The following is a 19288-nucleotide window of genomic DNA, read 5'->3' on the forward strand; positions in this document are numbered from 1 at the left end:
CACTAATATGCCTGAAATAATCAAATACTATCTTTTTCACATGTTATTTGAACATCATAAGATAAAAAAGCGCGCTAACCACGAAGGTTAGCGTGCCAGATTGTTCAATTAAATGGAAGAAGAAACCACGGCTTCTTCATCGTTTAGGACACTCTCATCTAGTTCGTTAATACGACGACTTGTCAGAATCCCCGCTAACATACTATCACTAACGTTAACTGCCGTTCTCGCCATGTCAATTAAAGGTTCAACTGAAATGACCAACCCGACAATGGCCACTGGTAAATTAAGACTTCCCAGGACAATTAACGAAGCAAACGTTGCTCCGCCACCTACCCCGGCAACCCCAAAGGAACTAATCGTCACAACTGCTATAATGGTTAAAATATAAGTAGGACTAAAGACATCAATCCCTACAGTTGGTGCCACAATGGCTGCTAACATGGCTGGGTACACTCCCGCACAGCCATTTTGACCAATCGATAAACCAAAACTAGCTGAGAAATTTGCCGAAGCATCGTCCACGCCAAATGCTTTTCGTTGAGTTTCAATATTTAGGGGTAAAGCACCGGCACTTGACCGTGATGTAAAGGCAAAACTCAAGACTGGAAAAGCTTTTTTGATGTAGGTTAAGGGATTAACTTTGGCAAATGCTAACATCACCAGATGTATAATAAATACCACTATTAAAGCGACATAGGAAGCTAGGACAAATTTACCTAAATTGACAATTGCTTCATAATTACTGGTTGCTGTCACCTTTGTCATCAAGGCCACAATCCCATAAGGGGTCAAACGTAAGACTAGCGTGACGATTCTCATCACAATTTTATATAATGAATCAATTAGTTTAGCAAAAAAAGCGGCTTCCTCTGGCGCCTTTCGTTTAATTCCTAAGTAAGCAACACCGACAAAAGCAGAAAATATCACAACCGCAATCGTACTAGTTGCACGGGTTCCAGCTAAATCCGCGAAAATATTTTTTGGCAGGAAAGACAAGATTTGTTGAGGAATTGTCACCCCGTCTACCATTCCCTGACGTTCAGCCAACTCAGCAATTCGAGCCGTTTCAGCTGCACCTTTCGCAAATTCTGCCCCTTGCAAATTGAAAGCAAAAACTGACACTATTCCAACTAACGCTGAAATGGCCGTTGTTCCCAACAATGTGGCCAAAACCGTAAAGCTGATTTTCCCCAGTTGCTTATTGGCTTCCAATCTAGTAAAAGCCCCAACAATTGAGACAAATACCAATGGCATAATCAACATTTGTAAGAGGCCAACATAACCATTTCCGACAATATTGATCCAATCAACCGCTGTTGTGGTCACTTTGGAATCTATTCCAAAACTTAGCTGAATCACCACACCAAATACGATCCCGACAATTAGAGCAGCAAACACCCGTGTCGAGAATTTCACATGTTTCTTCTGCAGGTAATAAAACCCGTAGATAATACCTAAAAATACTGCTAAAAGCAGCAAAATAAAACTTGTTGTCATTTATAAAACCTCCTTTAATCGTCCCCTTAATGACATGAAGACTGTTCCATCATAAGAGTAAAGGTCTCAGTTGTCTTATTTTTTCCGAATAAGCCAACCTAATAGTCAAATTCCCCTCATAGAAGTTCCTAACTATCAGTGATTGGTTAAGTTTACTAGAGTTTGGAGCGTATAGCAATCAGAAAGCTTCCATCATCGCCGCTTATTTTTTTAACTAACGTTTATCCGTAAGCTTATGTTGAAACCGTTAATTCGGGCAGAAACGTACCCACAAAAAAACTGACTCCCTCTGAAGTCAGTTTTTTCTGATTATTAATTTCGCGTAACTTTAATACTTCCTGATGTCGCCCTGGTTTCAATTGACACTTCTGAATCACGGCCAATGGTTCCTGTTTTTTGATTGTCTTCCTTTGACAGTGAGTCGTCAAAATCAGTGCGGATACTGCCACTATTCGTTTTGCTACTAAAGTCAAAGTTTAAATCTTTCGGAATTTCTAGCTTGATACTACCACTGTTAGCTTCCGCGCTGATATCTCCACTGACTTTCGTATAAGAAGCTTTAATTGCACCAGAAGTCGCTTTGAGTTTAGCACTTCCGATTGCTTCCCCCAGTTTAATGCTGCCACTATTGGCGGTCAGCTCAACGTCTCCTTTTACCTTAGTCAGCTTAACACTGCCGCTAGTCACTTTTCCAACTAACGTCTGACTGATGACTTCGTCAATCTTAATACTACCACTATTGCTTTTAATCTCTGCCTCATCGCTCAATAACTTATCTGCTTTAATTGAACCACTTGTGCTTGTCAATTTTATTTTATCGGCTTTGATGCTCGCCAATCTCAAGCTCCCGCTGTTCACCACTCCCGAGAACTCTTTCAACTCAAAGGATTCACTGGCTTTAAGACTTCCACTTGTCATTTTGATTCCCAAGGTTTCATGGTAATCTTTTGGCAAATAAATATCAATATGACTATTATCGTTGAGGGTAAACCATAGACTCTTTCGTTTCCCCCCGGTAATAGAAAGACGTTTATTCTCTTCCTCGATCGTAGCTTTAGCATTTTCCTTATCCGTTAAGAGATATTCTTCTACTCTTAACTTTTCAGAATCACTTTCGTAAACGTTAACACTATCAGACTGATAGTTAATCGCTATCTCGTTAATATCACTGATTGCCAGTTCTTGAGTGTTGACTAGCTTGGCTTTGCTTAAGCTACAGCCACTTGTCAATACGGCCAAACTCCCTAATAAGATGATGCCACTGATTGCTTTTTTCATTAAAGGTCTCCTCGTTCCTCTTTTACTTCTTTAACTATACCTCTTTATCGTTATTTTTACTTAGGACTTGAGACTGATTTATCACTATGAACTGAGACCTAACTTTACTAATTGACATTTCAAGTAAAACAGCTTACACTAAAAAGACAGACAGAACACACGTTCGTGTTAATAAAGGAGAATAAGATGAATATTGAAATGAAATTAGAAATTTTAACTGAATCTGCCAAATATGATGCCTCTTGTTCAAGTAGTGGGGTAACTGGTCAGCGGGCAGGTAAGCTTGGCAGCACTGCCGTGGCAGGCTGTTGCCATTCCTTTTCAGCTGATGGCCGGTGTATTTCACTGTTAAAAATTCTCTTGACAAATGTTTGTATTTTTGACTGCCACTATTGTATCAATCGCAAGTCTAATAGCATTCGCCGAGCAACATTCACTCCTGAAGAAATCGCCCAGTTGACCATCGATTTTTATCGGCGTAATTATATCGAAGGACTTTTTCTTAGCTCCGCCATTATTAAAAGTCCCGATTATACGTGTGAACTGCTGATTAAAGCCTTAGAGTTATTACGGAATCAGCATGGGTTTGCTGGTTATATTCATGTTAAAGCAATCCCGGGGGCTGATCCGGTTTTAATCGATCAGCTGGCCTTCTTAGCTGACCGTCTTAGTGCCAATATTGAATTACCATCACAGAAGAGTCTATCTCTCTTAGCGCCAGATAAAAGTCCTCAAGCAGTCATTAGACCGATGAAACAGATTGCTCAGCGAAAAAAGGAATTAGCTTTGACTGGCCATCGGCAACAAGCCAGCCGCTACGCCCCTGCTGGTCAATCCACCCAGATGATTATTGGGGCAACGTCAGACAATGATTATCAGATTTTACAAACCACAGACTCACTGTATAAAAAATTTCAATTAAAGCGGGTCTATTTTTCTGCTTATATCCCGACAGTGGCTCACACCTTATTACCGTCTCTTGAAACAAAACCGCCACTGCTTAGAGAACATCGCCTCTATCAAGCTGATTGGCTGATGCGCTTTTATCAGTTTGAAGCAGACGAAATTCTGACACCTGAACAGCCTAACTTCAACCTTTATATTGATCCTAAAGCTAATTGGGCCATTCAGCATTACGATCAATTTCCAGTCGATGTCCAACAGGCTAATTTAGCTCAATTACTGCGAATTCCTGGGATTGGACCGACCAGTGCTAGGCGCATTATTCAATTGCGGAAACACCGTCAATTAGATTTTACTGATCTTGTCAAAACGGGGGCAATCATGAAACGGGCCAAATATTTTGTGGCCTGTAAAGACTATGCCAATAGTCACCCCATTTCTGACCCCATGCGGCTAATCGCCTCGTTGATGTCAGCAAAAGATTACCAACAACTAAAAACTCTTAACACCCAGACAGAAAAGGAACAACTGACCCTTTTTGATACCGAATACTTAGCAAGAGAAAAACAACGAGAGGTAGGCGTTAGCCAATGATGCCAGAAAGCAATGAGATATTAGAATATGATGGTACCTTTACTGGTTTTCTCTGTTGTGTTGCAGCTGTCTTTCGCCGGCAACAGCGCCCCCAACTGTTGCTCTCATCAGATGACATCGCTCAAACATTATTTATCGGTCGTTACATCGATAGCGATCGACAATTAGCTGACCGCATCAAAAATAGACTAAAGCAGCGTTTAACAACGGACAGTTGGCAATTTATTAAAAAGGGCTTTGCTTCCGTCGCTGAAAACAAGGAGATTGCTTTAATTGTGGCCATTGAATATGGCTTACATTTTGGTGATAATTTGAGCCGCCACACCTACCAGCAAGAAATTGGCAGCCTGGCAATTGCCATTCGCCAGCTTGATTTTGAAATCCATCACTATCAAGGCTTTACTCGATTTAATGAGGTTGACGGTTGGTTAATCGCTGTTATTAAGCCAAAGCATGGTGTTTTACCCTTTTTAATGCCTTTTTTCTGCCAGCGATTTCCTAATGAACGCTTTATTATTTGCGAAAAAAACTCCCAAATGATCGGCAGTTATGACCATGGCACTCTGACCTTCAGAGAGTTGCAACAGGTCCCTGAATTACTCTTATCGCCTGAAGAATTGGCCATTCAAAACCAATGGCGAACGTTCTTTCAAACGGTGGCGATTGAAGAAAGAAAAAATCCAACCTGTCAACGAACGCAGATGCCAAAACGCTTTTGGAAATACTTGCCGGAAATGACTGAAAACAGATGAAAACTTGATTTTATGCTAATCTTAATGATTTTACATGCTTAATTGCTTGCTATTTTCGAACATTTCCTGTAATATTATAGATGGAATTTCGTTATGGGATTGTCTTATAGAAATAGCCTTTCAGTTTAGTTTGAGAGAGGAGAAATTATTATGACTACAATGACATTCGGTAACACAACAATGCAATACCGTATCGCACTTGATACAACCACTCAAATGTTTATGGCATACGACCAAGCAGATGCAGCAAAAGTCGGCTATGGTGTAACAATTGAGCAAGCAGTAGCTGCTTTAAAAAAAATTAGCTAAGGAGATTGAGTAATTACATGGACGATAATTGTTCGAACTCAAAATAGGCATCATGTGAAACCTCATAGTTCACTTGATGCCTTTTTATATTGCCTTTTTTAGAGAATTGGGGCAAACAATGAGCTCAGCTGCTCCCTAATTTTGGTGATTAAAGGTCGTTCAGCCAAACTGGCTAAGGTAACCGGTTTCGAGACCACTAAGTCAGCCTCAAAATCATTCACGAGGTGCGCCACAGCTTGATCCGCCTTCGTTAAAAATACCGATAATTCATGATTCAATCTAAAACTCCGGACATCAAAATTGGTCGTTCCAATAGTGGCATAACAATCGTCGACAATCATGATTTTACAATGCAAAAATGCGTCTTCTTGGTAGTGATAGACTTCAGCACCAGCCTCTACCATGGTCTTAATAAAGTGGTTGCTACCATTAAAGGAAATTCCCCGATCCCCTTTGCCTGGCATCAAGACTTGAACCTTAATCCCATTTAGCGCCATTCGTCTTAAAACTGCGAGTGATTCTTCATCTGGTACAAAATATGGCATGGCAATTCGCACACTTTCTTTAGCCCCACTTATAAAGTTTAAAAAACTTTCCCTAACAACTCGTTCGCGGTCATAAGGACCACCGTAAATAATTTGACCAGCGGCATCCCCTACCGCCTCAGCTGCAAAATAAACGTGTCGTCCGCCCTCTGAAATGAAAGGCGCACTGGCTTCTGCTTGATTCTTCATATACATCCAATCATATAAAAACGACTCTTGTAAATAATTTACTAAGGGCCCTTCGATTTTCAAATGAGTGTCTCGCCAAAAGTCAAAACGATCTGAAATACTGAGGTACTCATCCCCTACATTGATCCCTCCAGTGAAGCCGATCTTCCCATCGATGACAACCGTTTTACGGTGATTTCGCCAATTTAAATGACTGGCAGTAAAGATTGTATTGACGGGGTCATATGCCAAAACTTCTATTCCAGCTGCTTCCATCCGTTTTACCGTTTCAAAAGAAAACTTCAATGTTCCCAAACTGTCAGCCGCAAAACGCACCTCTACTCCTTCGGTGGCTTTGCGAATTAATAAGTCGATGATTTTCCGACCAATTTCTTCCTCCTTGAAAATAAAGAAAAACATGTGAACGTGATGTTCCGCTCGATTGATGGCTGATAAAATTGAATCATAAGTTGCTTGGCCATTGGTCAACACGTTAATCTGATTGCCACTAATCACCCCTTGACCACTTAACACCTGATTATAATGAGCAAAGGCTGGCACTTCTGTTTGCCAAGCATCCGAGGCAACCATTAACTCATTAACGACGGCTTTTATTTTAGTTTGTTCCTGCAACTGATTGACTCCCAAACGACGTCTTGCCGGATTGCGGCCCAAAAAAAGGAAAAGAGCGATCCCCCCATAGGGAATCAAGTGAATCGTCAGGATCCAAGCAATTTTTGAAGTTGTCCCCCGCTTATCAAAGAGCAATAACTCCAAGCTGATCAAAACACCGATAGTCTCCGAAATAACTAACAAATAAACAAATAATCGTGGCATGACAATTGCCACTGCCAACAAACTTACTAACAAGATCACTAAGACCAATTTAATCTGACTTAATTTATTTTTCATTCTTTTTCTCCCATTTTCCAAAGTAGTTGCCTGCCACACCCTTATTGTTGATTATTAAACCAAAAACTTTCTTTGGCTTTTTGGATTAAAATATTGTCCAACCGCACATTTAGATGGGCGATATCTTTCGCTGTAGGATGTTCGCTCCAAACAAACACCCGATCCTTTTGGGCAGCTAATTGATGATAATTTCGATCCGTGATTATCAAGTCAACTTCACCGTCCACCTCAGCCGTAATATCAATCTCCTCAAACCAGGAAAACTGAATCACTCGTCGGTAATAATTAATTCGTTTATCCCCATAAACTGAGATAATCGAGACCCGAATGGGAGGAATGTGCTCACCGACTTTCAACGTGTTACTCAATAACATCGTGTAGATTTTTGATAACTCCTTTTTCTTAGAAAAAATAGGGGTAAAACGGGAATCCTTTGCCAATTCACTTAACATTTCATCGAAATACTCCGAGAAAAAACCTTCAAGACGTTTACTTAAAAACTTTGTGTTAACACCTTGAAAATCTTTGTATTCACCTTCAAAAAATAGCACGCGAGTATGCAGATTAACCAGATTTAAATACAAGTCATTGTATTCCCGATCGCCAAGACGAATACTGCTATTTTCTTCAAATGCTTTCATAAAATAATTGACAGAATCAAAAATAATGTTGTTAGGCATCGCATTCATCAAGCGCAAGCGATGAAAGTTCATCTTCTCCTGAAAATGAAGTTGATGTTCAAATGCGTAAGTAATCAAGCTTAGAAAAGCCACTTCATTATAGACATGTTCTGGGGGAATTTCCACTTCTAGCGATTCAATTAAAAAATCATAGAAAGGCTGTACTGCATCAATATCGTACTGAATAAACTGATCAGCATCTATCTTTAAATCTTCCACATAGTAGCCTTGATTTAAGCGTGTCACAATCACACCTAACCAATGGTAATAAAAGTCCCTTCTCGCCAAAGGTAAGCGGCGACCTTGAAGTTTTTCAATTTCATCAATAACAGGTGTTAGCGTCGCCGGCTCAACATCAAACGGCCAGTAATTACCATCGTAGACGGACCAAAAGAGACTGAGGTAAAAATAGCGGATTTGCGTTTCCGTTCCCACCAGTTCAAAGTCTGAACTGAAATTGAATTTCAGTCCAAAGCTTTGCAAGATCGGTTCCATATTACTAAACTTTTTATAAGCCATGGTCAAGCTGGTAAAGTTTTTCTCGGCATAAGTTTTGACATCTTCAAATTCCCGTGTAAAAATCTCATAAAAACTTTGATAAAGGAAATTACTGGTCATGTAGCATCGCTTTAATTCCTCGATCGAAAAGAGACGAGAGGCTTTGATTTTGATTTTTTTATTCTTCTGATAATTCTTTTGAATTTGACAGCGATAAGGCCCTGACGTGAAATCTTCCACAAGGGACTCCACGGCTTTTTCAATCGTAGAAGCCGTGACATTTAATGTTTCTGACAGCTCTAAAATGGTGAAGAAACGGTCTTCAGATTGAAGTAACTGAACCACTTTTATTTTTCTAGCATGAAAGGAATCTAAAAATATGTTCACTCTTTTTCTCCTCCAAATTAAAATTGTTTGCTCGCAACGTCACATGGTTAGCCAATTAACCCCACTAATATTCCGGTAATTATCACTGATGTAATCGTCACCGTTGAAAAGCCCGCTACCACCATCTTAGGTAAAATTTGACCTTCAATCAATTGTTGCTCCTCGACTGTTCCGTCAACACTCTTAGCAGCCTCTTGGCTTAAGATCATCGTGCCTGGAAACCCGTAAAGAGAAGTCAACCCAATCGCTATCGACATAGGGACGCTATAACCTAGTAATTTCCCTGAAGCGATCGCAAAGATCATATTACCTGAAACACCAACTAAGAAAGATAGTGTGATAGGTATAATCAAATCGATTAAATCATGAACCGAAATAGATGCCAGTGGACCAAAGATGATAATTAAAAGGGCTAACATCATTAAACCATATGCATCGATTCCATTCAAAAGATTTGGCTTAAAAACACCTAATTCACGCATAATAATGCCAATGATGAGACATAAGACAAAAGTGTTTAAAGTACCATTCGTCAAATCACTCACAAACGTTGCCACTAAAACGGCCGATCCAGTAATAAATAAGGTACCCGCAGTGGTTTGAAATACAGCTGGTAAACGACTGCTCCGTTCTTCAGTGCCTTCTGACTTCGTAGGTGCCGCCTGTATATTCCCCTTCTTCACCTCACCATGTAAACGATTGGCTTCTTTTCTCAAGATGATTGACGTCAAAGGAAACCCAATCAATCCTTGGAACGCTGAAATAAGAACTGGCAGAACAGCAACCGATACTAAACCGGCTGTCATCGCTGCCTCTTGAATCATAATAATCGAAATCGTCCCACCGGAAATAGCACCTATCGCTGCTATAGCATAATTTCGGCTCTCAAATAGTGGACTGACAAGGAATAGACTTGCTACAATACCAATCGTAGCGGCAAATCCCACCAAAAAGGTTTTCCACTGTTGCTTAAACTCTTTTAAACTGATGGTCGTTCCCAAATGCACTAAGATAAAGCCGACAATCGTAGTTCCCAGACTAAGTAATGATGAGCTCGGCAATAAATCTTTGGGAAATATATTGCTCTTAAACCCGATTAAAAAGATGACTGAAGCGACAAACAAACTTGATAACAATGATTTTGTTTTCTTTGAAATAAAATCACTCACTGTCCACACTAACATCACAATCGTAAACGCTAAAACTGAATTCATAAAACTCCTCCTATTTTATCCTGTTTAGTTAAACAATGGCTTGATATGAAAAACCAAGACCGTGAACTTCCGATACATTATAAACAATGACAAATGACCCTGGATCTACCTGATCGATGACCGCCATAATAGCCGGAAAATCCTGATTCGAACTGATCATCATAATCATCTGAGCACTGTTACCTGTTTTCCCGCCGACAACATCGAAGAGAGTCATCCCTCGAGGAACCTCTTCGATCAGTTGATCACGCATGGCTTGATAGTTATTTTGGCTAATAATTAAGATCGCTTTACGACGCTTTAAACCTGTCTCAATATAATTCATCACAATTGATGTAATGATTAAAGACAGAATCGCTAGAAGAAACTCCTCGAAACCAAAAACTAAAAGAGTCAAGGTGACAATCGCCGCATCCGTCACCAGCAGTCCAATTGTCGGGCTAAGATTGTAGTATTTCTTAAAAATCAGTGGCGGAATCGTGGTTCCACCGCTAGATGCTCTGATTTTATACAGAATCGCAACCCCAGTTCCAAAAATAGCACTGCCAAAAATCACCGATAACAGCGTATTATCTGTCACCATCACTTCTGGTGTGAATGCTAAGGCTAAAGGAAAGAGTAAACTGCCTACTGCCGTGTTAATCAACACCTCTCGGCCTAAGAAGATAGCCGTTAAAATCAACATCAACAGATTGAGCCCTAACACAATGATTGAGCGATCAATACCAAAAGCAGCTTCAGCCAAAATCCCGATACCACTTACCCCACCTGCCGCTATATTGTGAGGCCCTAAAAACAAGTTAATACTAATGGCTAACAACTGCACTGCTACCATGATTTTTACTAAATGGAAAATTCTTTTTTTCATCTATTTCTCCCTTATTCCCTTAATTGTGTTTCGCTCGATTGGCTAGGGCTAAACTTAAAGCCACACATTTTTCCATTTCTGCAATTGGGATATACTCATCCACTGTATGAATTTTCTCGTAGCCAATGGCCAGATTGGTAACTTCTTTCCCTTTGGCATTAAAAACATTTGCATCACTACCGCCACCACTTGTCTCATACTTTAGGGTTAAACCAATGTCTTTCATGGCTTGCCTAGCAAGATTGAGAACCGCTGATGCTTTTTCTAAACGAAATCCTGTGGCCTTTAAATCAGCGTTAAACTGGCACTTCCCTCCCAGTTTCTGACTGCTGTCTTCAAATGCCACTTTGATTGCTTCGACTAAATAGGCAGCTTTTTGGGGTGAAATTGAGCGAACCTCGCCTTTTAGTGTCAAGTGATCCATCACAATATTGCTCGCATCGCCCCCCTGTATCACACCAATATTAGCTGTCGTTTCATGATCAATGCGACCAAAATCCAACTGATTCATAGCCTTTACCGCAATTTCCAAAGCCGAAACGCCTTTTTCAGGTTCTAAGCCAGCATGAGCGGCCTTTCCTGTTAGTTCAATATCAAACATGTATAAGCTCGGGCTAGCCACGATTGCACTACCAACCGGTCCTGCGTTATCTAAAACAAAACCAATCTCAGCTTCTACGAGAGACATGTCCATCGCTTCAACGCCAATCAACCCAATTTCCTCTCCCACCGAAAGGACAAATTCCAAATTCCCCGTCTCGATTTGCTGCTCATTGATTATCTCGATCATCTCCAACATTACCGCAATTCCAGCTTTATTGTCGGCTGCCAGAATAGTTTCACCCACTGAGAATAGCACGCCCTCCTTTTGAACAACCTCAATTCCCACACCTGGTGACACAGTGTCAACATGACATGAAAAAAAGATTGGGCAATAATTCTCATTGCCTTTAAGTTTAGCCACAATGTTGTTGGCCCCCAAATTTGTTTTTAATTGACTGTTGTCCTGATAAACAGTCAATCCTAATTGCTGAAATGCGTCAATTAAATAATTTTGAATTTGAGATTCATTCCCTGAAACTGACTCAATCTTAACCATCTCAATAAATCTTTCTACCAATCGTCTTTTGTTAATCATTTGCATTTGCTCCTTTTAAGTTATATAGTTCCCATTAAATAATCATCCTTTACCGTTAAACTTTCAGCCAGAAAAAAGCTGAAAGTACCACTCTTAGCGAATGATTATGCGCATTATCCAATGGAACTATATGTTTGATTATTTAACAGGATGTATATATTTAATTTTAAGTTAACATCTTTTTGGACACCGACGACCGCTCCACCCCAAGATCTTCGTTCCATTAATAAAACACGCTCACTGTTTCACTAGTCAGGATAACTCTTATCGGATGGAAGATTATTTCAAAGAGTTTCGCGTCTCACAAGAAATATTATTACACGATAATGTCCTCTTTCCTATTCCTAAAAAAATAGGTTTCAACTCAAAAAAAAGGAAAACTCCCCCAGAAAAGGGTTACATTTAATTAACGAATGCTTGTATTTTTATTTTTTTACTGCATATAGATAAAATTTCGTTATTAATCATTTTTTAATTAAAATGTATTACAATTATCATTAAAGAATAGTAAAAAATCTGATTTAACAACTTTAGTTTTAGTGAAAAACATCATTATCTCTTAGAAGATTGAATTACCCCTGATCATCCGATCGATATCAGCAACTGTTGACGTTAAAAAAAACAAAACCAGCACACCTTAGTTAATACTTGGTCACACATAAAAGAGACTAGGACATTAGGCTGTCCTAGCCTCTTCACGCTGTTGATTAACTAAATAGATTAGAGAAAAAATCTTTGACGCCCTGCCAAACACCTGCTAAACCACTCTTAGCCTTCGCAATGTTTTCATCAGACAGTAAATTCTCTTTAAACTCCGCTCCATTTTTGATAATATCATTTTTAAAATTGGATAATTGTTTGCCCATCTCCGTATCATTAATACCATTTGTACTTGAGAAATTGACCATATTTGTGACAACCTGAGTCCGTAGCTCTGGTGTGATTGCCTCTTCTAAACCATGTTTTTCTATTTGCGCATCAACCACTTGCTCAACTTCTTTTTTAGCATTAGCTTGGGACATGCCATCAAGCTTATCATTGATTTTTTGGAGTTCTAATTGAATATCAGCTAACATCACCAAAATATTTTCAGATGAATAATTTTCATTAGTTTGATTCGCTGCATCAATTGCCGAGACCACTTGCATTTGTTCTTGAGCAACCTCACGCTGTTCATTACGATCCGCCTGTTCTGCCTCTGTCGCAGCAGGATCAACTTCATCATAAATCTTGTATATTCCAGCTAAAGCGCCACTGCCATCCATAGTTCGAACACTGGCAATTCGAATATAGGCATCGAAAACACCACTGGTAATGGCCGCCGAACGATACATCGCTTCTGTCCGTGCGGTGATATTTTTCGGTGTCATAATTTCCACTGTCACCCCAGAACCTTCCTTTGTTCGAGCAATAAAAGCACTGGAAAAAGCCTTAGACGACTCAGTGAATTCTGGAACATCTGTGACATATTTAACCAAATCAGTGCCATCCACAATAAACTCATTGTATTTTGAGACCTCGACGCCCTTCATGACATCCACTTTATTTAAATCTTTCATTAAGATCGTTTTGGTGTCTTCTTTTTCGGCTGCTGTCAGCCCATTTCCTAAGGCAATATTCGGTACATCCCAGCCTTCATCTTTGGCTTTCTCATCTGCAAAGGCGGTCGAACTTGCTAAACTCGTAAACAACACCAACGTAGTTATTATTTTAGGTAATTTCTTCATAAGATTAAGTCTCCATTCACGCTTAAGCTCATGCTAAGCTACCTTCATTATACCAATAAGTAATAGGTTCGTCATCTTGTGGTCAATCTTTAAGAATTAATTTATGGCTATTTTATTATTCTTAGCAAAAAATTAAGATGCTAGAACAGCAGACATAAAAATGCCCACTTTTTAAGAGCTAACCTACGACTACTGTCGGATTTCATTGTATTTGGCAGTCACTCCTAATCCTCCACAGTTGATTTAGTTATCACAGTCCTTGAATATCCCTAACATCTTTGGGTTTCACCTCAAAAAAACTCCTTCAGCAGCCTAGTGGCTAATGAAGGAGTTCTAGTTAATTTTGTCATCTACGTATGTTATCCGTATCAAAAAATACTCAGTTAGTCAGTTGTCCAGAACCTTAAAAATCAGCTTGGATACCAGAGCACAGAAGCCTCGTTTAGTCTGAAATCCGACTTTCACCGCTCAAAAACGTTGGTATGTCAACGTTCTCCCTTAACGTATCCCCAAGGCAATCCGCGCATAACGACTCATCTTATCAGTTGTCCAGGCTGGGTACCAAACCAATTTCACTTCTGAATCGGTTACTTCCGGAACTTCTTTTAATGCTTCATGGATATTCTCAGTTAAGACATCGGCTAAAGGGCAGCCCATCGTCGTTAACGTCATTTTAATTGTACAAAAGCCGTCACTTGCGAATTCAACTTCATAAATTAAGCCCAAATTAACAATATCAATCCCTAATTCAGGGTCAATGACCGTTTCCAGTGCTGTTACAATACGTTCCTTAATGGCTTCCATTTCTTCGTCAGTCCATTGCTCACTCATCTAAATGCCTCCTTTTTATCTAATTGATGGTGACTTACGCTTCTAGTCCATGCTGGAAAGAAGGCGTCCTCTTCCATATAATACCCGTAAAGTCTCTGTTTGTAAATGAGAAAGTTTATCAAATAGTCAGTTTACAAGTTCTCTCTGAAAAAACAAGCAGTCTCTTGAGAAATCCCGTAGGGCACTTTGTGTCCATCCTCCGTTGTTGAAAAACTAACTTGTTTAGCGAAGTCCTTTTCTCGAATTTGTTGATAAAACGCAAAGGTAGGACCATAAGGTACTGTTTCGTCCTTTGTTCCATGCCAAAAATGAACGGGACGCCCCGCAATCTTAGCTGGATTTTCAGCTAACGAGAGAGCCGATAATTTTTGAAGTTGTGCTTGAATGTCAACTGGTAATGTCATGCCTTGTTTTTCGGCTTCAGCTAAAACTTCCTCAGTAAATCCAATGGCATCTGGAGATCCCATTAAACAATCTCCCGCTTTAATCTCAGGATAAGTCGCTAGCAAGGCGCAGGTCGTAATCCCTCCCATCGATAAGCCAGTAACGCCTAAACGATCTGGGTCGGTAAGACCAGCTTTAACATAATAATCCATTAAAACAGGGTACTCATCAATGCTTTGCTGAATAATCTCCCAAAAATCCAATAAGCGGTCATCTGTGATGGCTTGGCCATCGCTACGTGCTCCGTGATACAACGCCTCAGGTAATAACGTTCGAAAGCCTTTTTTAGCAATTTCGAACCCATGAACCAAGACACTTTCTTTTACATTAGTCCAGCCGTGATAAAACACAACGGTTGGTAGTTGTTCCTCTTTCAAAGCACTGTCCACTACTTCTAACAAAGGAATGCCATCAATTACACGGTCATATATTTCAATCATGTCTTGCCTCCTGAATAGTTTGTCATACTAATAATTGTAACATAAGCACGGCATTCTTTGAACTATTTACGGTTTGCTCCCTTAATTCAACTTGTGTCATCAGAACGTTTGTTCTATAATGAAAGATAAATGAAATGAGGATGATAAAATGAAGCAAACCGTTAATCAGATTGACTTGTATTATAAAAAAACGGGCTCTGGCGCTCCCTTGGTTTTACTCCATGGAAATGGGGAAGACCATTTAATTTTTAATGCCTTAACTTTAACCCTAGCTAAACACTATACGGTCTACGCTATCGACAGCCGAAATCACGGAAAAAGCACCGCCACAAAAGATTACTCCTATGAAACCATGAGTGATGATATCAGCCAATTTATGGATGCCTTAGATTTAGAAGATGTCCATTTGGTTGGCTTTAGTGACGGCGGCATCATCGGCTTGCTTTTAGGGATTGCTCAGCACCCCCGCCTTAAAAAAATGGCCGTTCTCGGCCCTAATCTTAGCCCTGACGATTTTACCGAGGAGTCAATGGCCTACGTTCGACAAGAATTCGCTGAAACGGGGAATCCACTCTTTCAACTGATGATGGAGCAACCCGCAATATCGGTTGAAAAATTAAAAGAGATCGCCGTACCAACGCTGGTCATTGGAGCAGAAAATGATATCTACAAACCGGAGCTATTTCCACTAATTGCCACAACCATTCCTAATGCCAGTCTTCTAATAGTTGAAGGCCACGACCACGGCAGTTATATCATTGACAATGACCTTTTAGCAGAGTCATTGCTCACATTCTTTAGTTAAAAAAAAAGCGTTTTGACTCCGAAAGATGTCAAAACGCCTTTTTTTAATTAATTACATCCAGATTGATTAAATCGTCATAAGTTTCACGTCTAAGGACCAACTGACTCTCGCCATTTTCAACAAAAACAACGGCAGGCCGAGGGTTCTTGTTGTAAACGCTGGCCATCGAATACCCATAAGCGCCGGTTGTTACAATTGCCAGTATATCAGTAGCTGCTAAAATCGGCAGTTGAATATCGGTAATCAATTTGTCACCTGACTCACAGTATTTCCCAGTCACCGTCACGACTTCTTCTGCTGGAGCCGTCATGCGGTTAGCGACAACCGCCGAATAGGTTGCGTCATAGAGGGCTGGGCGAATGTTATCTCCCATACCACCGTCGACGGAAACAAAGTTTCTAACATTCGGGACGGATTTACGTGAGCCGACTGTGTACAAAGTCGTACCTGCCTCCGCTACAATTGAACGACCGGGTTCGATCCATACTTCTGGTAAAGGATAAGCGGCAGCTTGCGAACTGACTTTGACCATCGTGGCGATTTGTTTGACGTACTCAGGTGCTTCAAGTGGCGTGTCCTCATCTGAATATTTGACGCCAAAACCGCCTCCTAAGTTTAGAACTGAAGCGACAAAATTAAAACGACTTTGCCAATCCAATAAAATGGCCATCATTTTCTCAGTTGCAGCCTCAAAACCTTCTGTACCAAAAATTTGCGACCCAATATGACAATGAATGCCGATCACATCGAAGCCTTGGTCAGCTAAGACTAATTGCAACGCTTGTTCTGCCTGACCACTTTTGACATCAAAGCCAAATTTCGAGTCTTCTTGCCCTGTCAAAATATAGCTATGAGTATGAGCATCCACGCCTGGAGACACTCTAAGTAAGATCTTTTGTTGTTTACCTGTTTCCTTTAAAATGGACTTTAATAACTCTATTTCGTAAAAATTATCAACCACAATGGTTCCAATTCCAACATTAACTGCCATTGCTAATTCTTCTGCAGATTTATTGTTACCATGAAATTCAATCATCTCTGGTGAAACACCAGCTTTTAGCGCCGCGTGCAATTCACCACCAGATACCACATCAAATGCTAAACCTTCAGCCGCCAGTAACTTATATAGAGCTAGTGACGTGAACGCTTTGCTAGCATAAACTACGCGGTGTTTCATGTCTAGATCCTCAAAGGTTTTTTTAAACCCTCGTGCTTTTGCTTTTATTAGTGCCACATCATAGACAAACAGCGGTGTGCCATATTGATTAGCTAGCTCAACTGTGTCACAACCGCCAATCTCTAAATGATTTTTTTGATTGATTTTACTCGTCCCGAATAGTTCCATCTTATCAACTTCCTTACATCGTTTGATTTATAAATCATAGCATAATTCGTTTTGTTTGCACACCCCTAAAAAACAAGCAAGATGACTTTTTATCACCTTGCTTGTTGATCATTATTTAGGTAATTGTTCTTTTTGACTCTGCATAAACGCCTTTTGCTGATCTTCATTCCAATACATTCCCATGACATTTTGTGTCGGCATAATATTGATAAAGGCATTAGGATCGATTGTGTAAACCGATTTTTCAAGCTCAAAAAGCTCATAACGACTGACTACCATAATAATCATCGTACTTTCTTTATTTGTATAACCACCACGAGCGGGTAATAATGTCATTCCTCTGGTGATATTTGCCTTTAATTCGTTGACCACCAACTCTGATTGATGAGAGACAATCATGGCTGTTACTTTTTGACTGCCTGTGTGAATCACATCGATAACTTGAGTCAAACAGTAAATTGAAATAATGGTAAAAAGCGCACTTTCCCAATTGTACATCATACCGGCAATAAAAATAATTAACAGGTTCATGGCAAACATCAAACTTCCAACCGATTTTCCGGTTGTTTTCCCAATTACTAAAGCGATGACATCCAGCCCACCGGTGGTAAAGCCAAATTTCAAACAAAGTCCTGCGCCAATTCCCACCAGGACACCACCAACGATGGCGTTCATCAATGCATTATCGGTCACAATCACTTGTGGTACTAACAATGTAATAACTGAAATCGAAGATACTGTTAAGAAACTATAAATCGTAGCTGAGCGCCCTAGCTTTAGCCAACTAACGATAAAAATCGGAATATTTAAAATAAAAATTAGCACCCCTGTATCGACTTTAATGTCTAAATACATCTCAAATGCTCCTGAAACTAGCTGAGATACCCCATTCATGCCTGCTGAAAAGACATTGGCTGGAATTAGAAACATATTTAAAGAAATAGCTGACAGCACCCCTGTCAAAAGAATTACTGCTATTTTCGTCATTAACTCATTTTCCATTAACCATGAATAACCTCGTCTCATGTCACCCCTCCTCAAATAGATCCTAGCTAAGAATATCAGGTTGTTGGGATGATTAAAAGTCTTTTGATTCAATTTAAATAAAAATCTTTTTAAGATTATCGCTCCCCTTGTTATCACTGCTTTCACTAAAAAAAACGACAGCTTTCTTCACAGTAAAATCTCATTTTCCTCTATAGTCTTTCCTTCACAGTTTTGCCATTTCATGATACTATTATTGAAAAGAACGCTGTCAACAGTTGCTCGTTTTCAGTAAAGATAAGGAGGTCCGTGAGTCTCGCTACTTTAGTCACTTAACAAAAGCTAAAGGAGCCGTGAAACTGGATTCAACTGACAATACAGTCAGATAGACAACATTTTTATAGCGATTGCTTTGCATCCATTGAAAAAAATCGACTTAAATCATACGAGGAGGAATTTTATTTGGCAAAAGAAGCGAGTTTTGATATTGTCTCTGAAATTAATATTGAAGATGTGAAAAATGGCATGGCTGTTGCCCTCAAGGAAATCAAAAATCGTTTTGATTTTAAGGGCTCTATTGCAGACATTAAATTGGAAAAAGAAAAACTACTGATCGTGGCAGAAGATGATTATAAAGTAGAGCAGGTAAAAGATGTTCTATTTGCTAAGCTAGTGAAACACGGAGTTCCCATTAAAAATATTCAATTTACTAAAAGTGAAAAAGCTCTAGGTGGTAATGCCCGTCAATATGGTGAGCTTATTAGTGGAATTGATCGTGACAATACTAAAAAAATTACCACGGCTATTAAAAACTCGAATTTAAAAGTGAAAGCAACGATTCAAGAAGATAAAGTACGAGTTTCAGGTAAAAGTCGTGATGACTTGCAAGCAGTTATGGCGTTATTGAAAGATCTCCAACTACCGATCGAATTGCAGTATACCAACTACCGTTAATTAACCTAAAGA

Annotated in this window: 17 protein-coding genes; 5 read left to right on the forward strand and 12 right to left on the reverse strand. The window is 39.7% G+C overall.

Translation table 11 applies throughout. From position 1 onward, the window contains the following. Positions 1 to 108: 108 nt before the first annotated feature. Positions 109 to 1500 carry an L-cystine transporter gene (locus I6N95_RS06535; RefSeq protein WP_209525866.1) on the reverse strand — a complete coding sequence of 464 codons (1392 nt, stop codon included), beginning with the start codon at positions 1498 to 1500 and terminating at the stop codon, positions 109 to 111. Positions 1501 to 1812: 312 nt separating this feature from the next. Next, positions 1813 to 2778, reverse strand: a complete 966-nt coding sequence (locus I6N95_RS06540) for a DUF4097 family beta strand repeat-containing protein (RefSeq protein WP_209525868.1) — start codon at positions 2776 to 2778, stop codon at positions 1813 to 1815. 186 nt (positions 2779 to 2964) lie between these two features. Here I6N95_RS06540 and I6N95_RS06545 point away from each other — a divergent pair, with 186 nt between their 5' ends. The 3 genes from I6N95_RS06545 to I6N95_RS06555 all read left to right on the forward strand — a co-directional run bounded on the left by I6N95_RS06545 (position 2965) and on the right by I6N95_RS06555 (position 5336). Next, entirely contained in the window at positions 2965 to 4275 is a 1311-nt protein-coding gene (locus tag I6N95_RS06545) for a putative DNA modification/repair radical SAM protein (RefSeq protein WP_209525870.1), read from the forward strand. Beyond that, positions 4275 to 5027 carry a TIGR03915 family putative DNA repair protein gene (locus I6N95_RS06550; protein ID WP_209525873.1) on the forward strand — a complete coding sequence of 251 codons (753 nt, stop codon included), beginning with the start codon at positions 4275 to 4277 and terminating at the stop codon, positions 5025 to 5027. The genes I6N95_RS06545 and I6N95_RS06550 overlap by 1 nt, the downstream gene beginning before the upstream one ends. A gap of 150 nt (positions 5028 to 5177) precedes the next feature. Next, on the forward strand, positions 5178 to 5336 hold the full coding sequence (locus I6N95_RS06555) for a hypothetical protein (RefSeq protein ID WP_209526124.1): 159 nt from the start codon (positions 5178 to 5180) through the stop codon (positions 5334 to 5336). Positions 5337 to 5434: 98 nt separating this feature from the next. On the opposite strand, the gene cls is transcribed toward I6N95_RS06555, so the two are convergent. The 8 genes from cls to I6N95_RS06595 form a co-directional block, all read right to left on the reverse strand. Continuing rightward, complete coding sequence (cls, locus tag I6N95_RS06560; RefSeq protein ID WP_209525875.1) at positions 5435 to 6961, reverse strand: cardiolipin synthase; 1527 nt, start codon at positions 6959 to 6961, stop codon at positions 5435 to 5437. 41 nt (positions 6962 to 7002) lie between these two features. Continuing rightward, positions 7003 to 8526 (reverse strand): AcpB/EbpR/MafR family transcriptional regulator, encoded by a 1524-nt coding sequence (locus I6N95_RS06565; RefSeq protein WP_209525877.1) that lies wholly within the window; start codon positions 8524 to 8526, stop codon positions 7003 to 7005. A gap of 47 nt (positions 8527 to 8573) precedes the next feature. Next, a complete protein-coding gene (locus tag I6N95_RS06570) occupies positions 8574 to 9740 on the reverse strand; it encodes a hypothetical protein (RefSeq protein ID WP_209525879.1) in 1167 nt (388 codons plus the stop codon). Between the two features lie 28 nt (positions 9741 to 9768). Then, positions 9769 to 10608: a YitT family protein gene (locus tag I6N95_RS06575; RefSeq protein ID WP_209525881.1), complete on the reverse strand. Its 840-nt coding sequence runs from the start codon at positions 10606 to 10608 to the stop codon at positions 9769 to 9771. A 19-nt stretch (positions 10609 to 10627) separates the two neighbouring features. Beyond that, the gene (locus I6N95_RS06580; RefSeq protein ID WP_245249279.1) at positions 10628 to 11746 is read right to left on the reverse strand and encodes a M20/M25/M40 family metallo-hydrolase; all 1119 of its coding nucleotides are present in this window, start codon (positions 11744 to 11746) and stop codon (positions 10628 to 10630) included. Between the two features lie 707 nt (positions 11747 to 12453). Beyond that, the gene (locus I6N95_RS06585; protein WP_209525884.1) at positions 12454 to 13473 is read right to left on the reverse strand and encodes a DUF1002 domain-containing protein; all 1020 of its coding nucleotides are present in this window, start codon (positions 13471 to 13473) and stop codon (positions 12454 to 12456) included. 498 nt (positions 13474 to 13971) lie between these two features. Next, positions 13972 to 14304, reverse strand: a complete 333-nt coding sequence (locus tag I6N95_RS06590; protein ID WP_209525886.1) for a metal-sulfur cluster assembly factor — start codon at positions 14302 to 14304, stop codon at positions 13972 to 13974. A 131-nt stretch (positions 14305 to 14435) separates the two neighbouring features. Next, on the reverse strand, positions 14436 to 15188 hold the full coding sequence (locus tag I6N95_RS06595; protein WP_209525895.1) for a prolyl oligopeptidase family serine peptidase: 753 nt from the start codon (positions 15186 to 15188) through the stop codon (positions 14436 to 14438). Between the two features lie 148 nt (positions 15189 to 15336). Between I6N95_RS06595 and I6N95_RS06600 the strand changes: the two genes are divergently transcribed. Further along, positions 15337 to 15993 carry an alpha/beta fold hydrolase gene (locus I6N95_RS06600; RefSeq protein ID WP_209525897.1) on the forward strand — a complete coding sequence of 219 codons (657 nt, stop codon included), beginning with the start codon at positions 15337 to 15339 and terminating at the stop codon, positions 15991 to 15993. Positions 15994 to 16036: 43 nt separating this feature from the next. Here the strand turns inward: I6N95_RS06600 and lysA are convergent, their stop codons facing one another. Both lysA and I6N95_RS06610 read right to left on the reverse strand, forming a co-directional pair. Further along, positions 16037 to 17338: a diaminopimelate decarboxylase gene (gene lysA / locus I6N95_RS06605; protein WP_209525899.1), complete on the reverse strand. Its 1302-nt coding sequence runs from the start codon at positions 17336 to 17338 to the stop codon at positions 16037 to 16039. A gap of 111 nt (positions 17339 to 17449) precedes the next feature. After that, positions 17450 to 18364, reverse strand: coding sequence for a YitT family protein (locus tag I6N95_RS06610; RefSeq protein WP_209525901.1), 915 nt, complete (start codon positions 18362 to 18364; stop codon positions 17450 to 17452). Positions 18365 to 18784: 420 nt separating this feature from the next. Here I6N95_RS06610 and I6N95_RS06615 point away from each other — a divergent pair, with 420 nt between their 5' ends. Next, on the forward strand, positions 18785 to 19276 hold the full coding sequence (locus I6N95_RS06615) for a YajQ family cyclic di-GMP-binding protein (RefSeq protein ID WP_209525903.1): 492 nt from the start codon (positions 18785 to 18787) through the stop codon (positions 19274 to 19276). Positions 19277 to 19288 lie beyond the last annotated feature (12 nt).

The sequence above is a fragment of the Vagococcus allomyrinae genome, assembly GCF_017829975.1.
Taxonomy (GTDB): Bacteria; Bacillota; Bacilli; order Lactobacillales; family Vagococcaceae; genus Vagococcus_D; species Vagococcus_D allomyrinae.

Coding starts and splice junctions, on each gene's coding strand:
- I6N95_RS06540 (WP_209525868.1), bottom strand. CDS start 2,778: ATGAAAAAAGCAATCAGTGGCATCATCTTATTAGGGAGTTTGGCCGTA.
- cls (WP_209525875.1), bottom strand. CDS start 6,961: ATGAAAAATAAATTAAGTCAGATTAAATTGGTCTTAGTGATCTTGTTA.
- I6N95_RS06590 (WP_209525886.1), bottom strand. CDS start 14,304: ATGAGTGAGCAATGGACTGACGAAGAAATGGAAGCCATTAAGGAACGT.
- I6N95_RS06575 (WP_209525881.1), bottom strand. CDS start 10,608: ATGAAAAAAAGAATTTTCCATTTAGTAAAAATCATGGTAGCAGTGCAG.
- I6N95_RS06535 (WP_209525866.1), bottom strand. CDS start 1,500: ATGACAACAAGTTTTATTTTGCTGCTTTTAGCAGTATTTTTAGGTATT.
- I6N95_RS06550 (WP_209525873.1), top strand. CDS start 4,275: ATGCCAGAAAGCAATGAGATATTAGAATATGATGGTACCTTTACTGGT.
- lysA (WP_209525899.1), bottom strand. CDS start 17,338: ATGGAACTATTCGGGACGAGTAAAATCAATCAAAAAAATCATTTAGAG.
- I6N95_RS06545 (WP_209525870.1), top strand. CDS start 2,965: ATGAATATTGAAATGAAATTAGAAATTTTAACTGAATCTGCCAAATAT.
- I6N95_RS06600 (WP_209525897.1), top strand. CDS start 15,337: ATGAAGCAAACCGTTAATCAGATTGACTTGTATTATAAAAAAACGGGC.
- I6N95_RS06580 (WP_245249279.1), bottom strand. CDS start 11,746: ATGATTAACAAAAGACGATTGGTAGAAAGATTTATTGAGATGGTTAAG.
- I6N95_RS06555 (WP_209526124.1), top strand. CDS start 5,178: ATGACTACAATGACATTCGGTAACACAACAATGCAATACCGTATCGCA.
- I6N95_RS06595 (WP_209525895.1), bottom strand. CDS start 15,188: ATGATTGAAATATATGACCGTGTAATTGATGGCATTCCTTTGTTAGAA.
- I6N95_RS06570 (WP_209525879.1), bottom strand. CDS start 9,740: ATGAATTCAGTTTTAGCGTTTACGATTGTGATGTTAGTGTGGACAGTG.
- I6N95_RS06610 (WP_209525901.1), bottom strand. CDS start 18,364: ATGAGACGAGGTTATTCATGGTTAATGGAAAATGAGTTAATGACGAAA.
- I6N95_RS06585 (WP_209525884.1), bottom strand. CDS start 13,473: ATGAAGAAATTACCTAAAATAATAACTACGTTGGTGTTGTTTACGAGT.